This window comes from Thermodesulfobacteriota bacterium (assembly GCA_036482575.1).
Taxonomy (GTDB): Bacteria; Desulfobacterota; GWC2-55-46; order GWC2-55-46; family JAUVFY01; genus JAZGJJ01.
In genome coordinates, this window is the sequence record JAZGJJ010000085.1 from 1 (window position 1) to 3,975 (window position 3,975).

A 3,975-nucleotide genomic window follows, 5' to 3' on the forward strand; every position below is an offset into this window, starting at 1 on the left:
GGGGGGGTGGGGGGGGTGGGTACGCCCGTTACAGTCGTCGATAGTGACGCTAAAAGGCTCAAGGCCATGAAGGGGGCGTTCGGCAAGAGCGGGGTCTTTAAGTTCCGCAAAACCCTGCGGACCTCGACCGGCGGCGCGGTGGTACTCGTCTCTTCAGTGCTTAAGAAGAAGCTGCCGCGCGGGCTACCTGAAAAGACGCTCATCCTGAGGCCCCCGGAGTTCGTCGTGGGCCTCGGCTGCGAGAGGGGCGTTAGCGCGAAGGCAATCGAGACGGCCTGTAAGAAGGCGCTAAAGGCCGCAGAGGTATCCCCTCTCTCCGTAAGGAACTTCGCCACGATAGACATAAAGAGGGACGAGCGGGGCCTTATCGCCTTCGCGAAGAGGGAGGGTAAGCCGGTCGATTTTTTTTCGAAGGCGAAGCTCAAGCGGATAAAGAAACTCCCGTCCGGTCCGTCCCGCATGGTAATGGAGAAGGTCGGGGTGGGCGGGGTATGCGAGCCAGCGGCACTCCTCTCGGCCGGAACTGAAAAACTATGGGTAAAGAAGATAAAAGCAGGGAAGGTCACGGCGGCTGTGGCAAGGGCGCCCTTTACGTCGTAGGCATCGGGCCGGGCGGGCTCGGGCACCTGACGGAGAGGGCAAGGGAGGTGCTCGCCTCGGCGGAGTGGGTCGTCGGCTATGCGCGTTACCTGGAGCTCGTCTCCCCGCTTACCCGGGGCAAGGAGACGTTCTCCACCGGCATGACCGGCGAGGTGGAGAGGTGCCGGAAGGCGATAGAGCTCGCCTCTTCGGGCAGGAGCGTGGCCGTGGTATCTTCCGGTGACGCGGGCATATATGGCATGGCCGGACTTTTGCTGGAGCTTATGGGAGACGGAGAAGTTCCGTTCGGGGTGGAGGTCGTTCCGGGTGTACCGGCATTCGCGGCGGCGGCCGCGGTGTTGGGTGCTCCGCTCATGCACGACTTCGCCTCCGTCTCGCTCTCGGACCTCCTGACGCCGTGGGAGACGATAGAGCGGCGGGTCGAGGCGGCCGCGAGCGGAGACTTCGTGATAGTACTCTATAACCCGAAGAGTAAAAAGAGGACCGCCCAACTGCCCGGTGCGGTCGATATTATACGCAGGTACAGGGAGCCGTCGACCCCGGTGGGTGTGGTAAGGAACGCATCGAGAGATGACGAAGAGGTAAGGGTTACGACCCTCGGGGGGGTCGAGAGCTTTTATGATACGGTGGATATGTCGACGCTTCTGGTTATAGGCAACTCGACCACCTATACGGCGGCGGGCAGGATGGTTACGCCGAGGGGTTACGGGGTCGGAAAGTAAAGGCGCCCCCCCTTTTTCGCTAACCCTCCTCCGCTTTTTTCCTTTGGTAGGCTTCCAGGAGTGCTTCGTCGATACGCGTGAACTTTATCCCCATGCCGCCCTTAAGGGTACGTATCAGGTTCGGCGATACCTTCTTGGCCCATATGACGACCCCCTCGCACGCGTAGATGTCGTCGTCGACTTCGATATTAAGGTACAGTTTCGTGCCCGGACTGTAGACCTGGACGGTCTTTATGCAGAGCCCGGTCTCCGAGAGGTCCGTCGTGTAGGAGGTCTTCTCCGGCGGCCTCTCCGGGCCGTACATTACGACGTATCGGAGCGGCACCCTGTCGTTTACCCTGTTATTACTCATCAGCTTATCCCATAACCCGAAAGAGAGCGGTTACTTGCCGAGCGCCTGCTTCAGGTCCATGGCGTGTTCCTGCTCCATGGCGAGGATGTTCCTGAGCTGCTGGGCCAGAGCGAACTCCTTCAACGCCTCGGCCTGGTCTATCCGGAGCTTGTAGCGCGCTATTGCGCCCTCCTCGCCGGCAAGGTCCTGCTCGAGCATCTCCACGTTATCGCTCGCGGTATTTATCTTCGTCACGTCGGCCGTGGGCACGCCCCCGAGAAAATCTATCTGGTCGGCCAGCACCATGGCGTGGCCGATCTCCTCGTTAGCGTGGATCTTCAGCTCCTTTATTATGTCGCCGTACTGCGCCCCGGTCATGACCGAGGAGTGCTGGATGTACTGTATAGCCGCGGCGTACTCCATAGAGAGGTCGTTGTTCAGGTGTTCGATAAGTTTTTCCGTGGTTATATCCATTACACTGGCCCTCCTCCTCCAATTTTTCGGATTTTAACGGATTCTACCATTTCTTTGTGTCCGGGTGAAGTGAAAGTGTAAAGGGCGCGCCGTAAGGGGTGCAGGCGCGCCGGGACTAAACTTTATACATGCCCGCGAGGTCGTAAAGCCTTATCCTGAAAAGGTCCAGGAGCATGGAGGAGGAGCCGCCGACGAGCCCCACCCTCGAGTCCGGCGAGTCGAGCCACCTGATGGGCAGCTCCTTGACCTTTAAGCCGAGCTTCCCTGCTATATAAAGGTCCTCGACGTCGAAGGCGAAGCCCGCGAGCCTCTGGAGGCCGAAGACGGCCCGGGCGGCCTCCCCCCTGTAACACTTGAACCCGCACTGGGTGTCCCGGAAGCCGCCGAGGAGGATGCCCCTCACCAGCAGGTTGAAGATCTTTCCCATGGTCTGCCTGTGCCGGGGCTGGGGCACGACGATGTCGGAGTCCGGCAGCGCCCTCGAACCAATGACTATGTCGCAGCCCTCCCTTATGAGCGGGAGCATCTTGTCGAGTTCTTCAATGGGCGTGGAGAGGTCGGCGTCCGAGAAGAGCACCACCTCGCCCTTTGCCGCCAGCATCCCCCTCCTGACCGACCAGCCCTTGCCCGAGTTGGTCCTGTTCCCTATGACGGTGAGCCCTTCTTCACCCAGCGCCTCCCTCGCCGCCCCTATCGTGTTGTCCGCGCTCCCGTCGTCCACCACTATTATCTCCCACGTGTAGTCCTGCCGGTTGAGATAGTCCCGTATCTTTATAAGGGTATCCGGGAGCCGTTTCTCTTCGTTGTAGGCCGGGATTACTATGCTGAGGTAACACATTGTCGTTAAAGGGTGCCATAAAACGGCGGCGGTTGCAAGGTTGGCCCGTCAGCCGGTTTTTTCCTTTTCCGTGCAGTCATCACCACCCGGCGCCTTCCTGTGTTTATACTCGTAGATGTCGTATTCCATGTAGATGCCGACAGGGTTATAGTTGTCCCGGATGAACCTGGCGAGTGGGCCATCGTCCACCTTGCCGTAGCGGTTGCTCCATATAAAAAGGGCGGGGGGCGAGTTCTCAAGCGAGGCGGATAACTTTTCGAACTTCTTGAACCTGTATTCGAGCGGTCCGACCATAAGGTGGTAGACATTGAATATCCCGGAGGCGGCCTTTCTCCGGCTGTAGTAGTAGAGTCCCGTCTCGGCCCCCCACTCGTATATGGTGTCGCAGGGGGTTGTGGTTTCCCCGATGCGCTTGCCAAGCTCGCGGGAGTGGATGAAGATGGTGCCGTACTTCTTCTCGGAGATCTCTTCGGGGCCCATCATGAGATATAGCGCCTGATGGTAGGAGAGATAACCGGCTGCAAGCAGGAATGTCAGTGTGACGCCCCCGGCCTTTAGCGAGGGGGCCCTTGCTTCCATAAACCCGGCGAGGTCTGAAAGGAACAGGGCGGAGACGATGATGAGTGGGGGGAGCAAAAGCTGGTAGTAATGGGGGAAGAAAAGGCCGGGGGCGGCCACGGCCACAAGGGTCCCGAGAAGGAGGAGTACGAAGAAGGAGCGCCTTACCGGCCCGTACGTGCCGCGGCTTAACGGAAGCCATGCTGCCGATAGCAGCCCGAGGGGCCAGACCTCCTTCAAGGCCGGAGAGAAGAAGAACTCCGAGTTCGTAAGGAAGCTCCGGAGGTTGGTCAGTATGCCACCGGTATTGTAGGCGGCATAGTACCTGTTGTATTCGAATACCGCCTCCCAGAAGGGGCCGAACCTCCCGACACCGGCGAAGTAGAGGAATATCCCTCCCCACACGATAAAGCCCGGAAGAATAAAAACGGATAGACGTCTGATCCGCTTTA

6 protein-coding genes are annotated in these 3,975 nt (G+C 59.3%); 2 read left to right on the forward strand and 4 right to left on the reverse strand.

The window, feature by feature from the left end:
• Positions 1-600, forward strand: a 600-nt coding sequence (locus V3W31_03655) for a cobalamin biosynthesis protein (protein ID MEE9614037.1), incomplete at its 5' end; no start/stop codon positions are given.
• Positions 534-1,322, forward strand: a complete 789-nt coding sequence (cobJ, locus tag V3W31_03660) for a precorrin-3B C(17)-methyltransferase (GenBank protein MEE9614038.1) — start codon at positions 534-536, stop codon at positions 1,320-1,322. The genes V3W31_03655 and cobJ, both read left to right, overlap by 67 nt.
• A gap of 19 nt (positions 1,323-1,341) precedes the next feature.
• On the opposite strand, the gene V3W31_03665 is transcribed toward cobJ, so the two are convergent.
• The 4 genes from V3W31_03665 to V3W31_03680 form a co-directional block, all read right to left on the reverse strand.
• Positions 1,342-1,674, reverse strand: coding sequence for a PilZ domain-containing protein (locus tag V3W31_03665; protein MEE9614039.1), 333 nt, complete (start codon positions 1,672-1,674; stop codon positions 1,342-1,344).
• Between the two features lie 30 nt (positions 1,675-1,704).
• Positions 1,705-2,127 carry a ferritin-like domain-containing protein gene (locus tag V3W31_03670; protein MEE9614040.1) on the reverse strand — a complete coding sequence of 141 codons (423 nt, stop codon included), beginning with the start codon at positions 2,125-2,127 and terminating at the stop codon, positions 1,705-1,707.
• 115 nt (positions 2,128-2,242) lie between these two features.
• Positions 2,243-2,965, reverse strand: a complete 723-nt coding sequence (locus tag V3W31_03675; GenBank protein MEE9614041.1) for a dolichyl-phosphate beta-glucosyltransferase — start codon at positions 2,963-2,965, stop codon at positions 2,243-2,245.
• A 48-nt stretch (positions 2,966-3,013) separates the two neighbouring features.
• Positions 3,014-3,975 (reverse strand): hypothetical protein (locus V3W31_03680; GenBank protein MEE9614042.1); only part of this gene is annotated, 962 nt, incomplete at its 5' end.

Excerpts from the sequence above, each read along its gene's own strand:
- cobJ (MEE9614038.1), top strand. The coding sequence starts at position 534 with ATGGGTAAAGAAGATAAAAGCAGGGAAGGTCACGGCGGCTGTGGCAAG.
- V3W31_03665 (MEE9614039.1), bottom strand. The coding sequence starts at position 1,674 with ATGAGTAATAACAGGGTAAACGACAGGGTGCCGCTCCGATACGTCGTA.
- V3W31_03670 (MEE9614040.1), bottom strand. The coding sequence starts at position 2,127 with ATGGATATAACCACGGAAAAACTTATCGAACACCTGAACAACGACCTC.
- V3W31_03675 (MEE9614041.1), bottom strand. The coding sequence starts at position 2,965 with ATGTGTTACCTCAGCATAGTAATCCCGGCCTACAACGAAGAGAAACGG.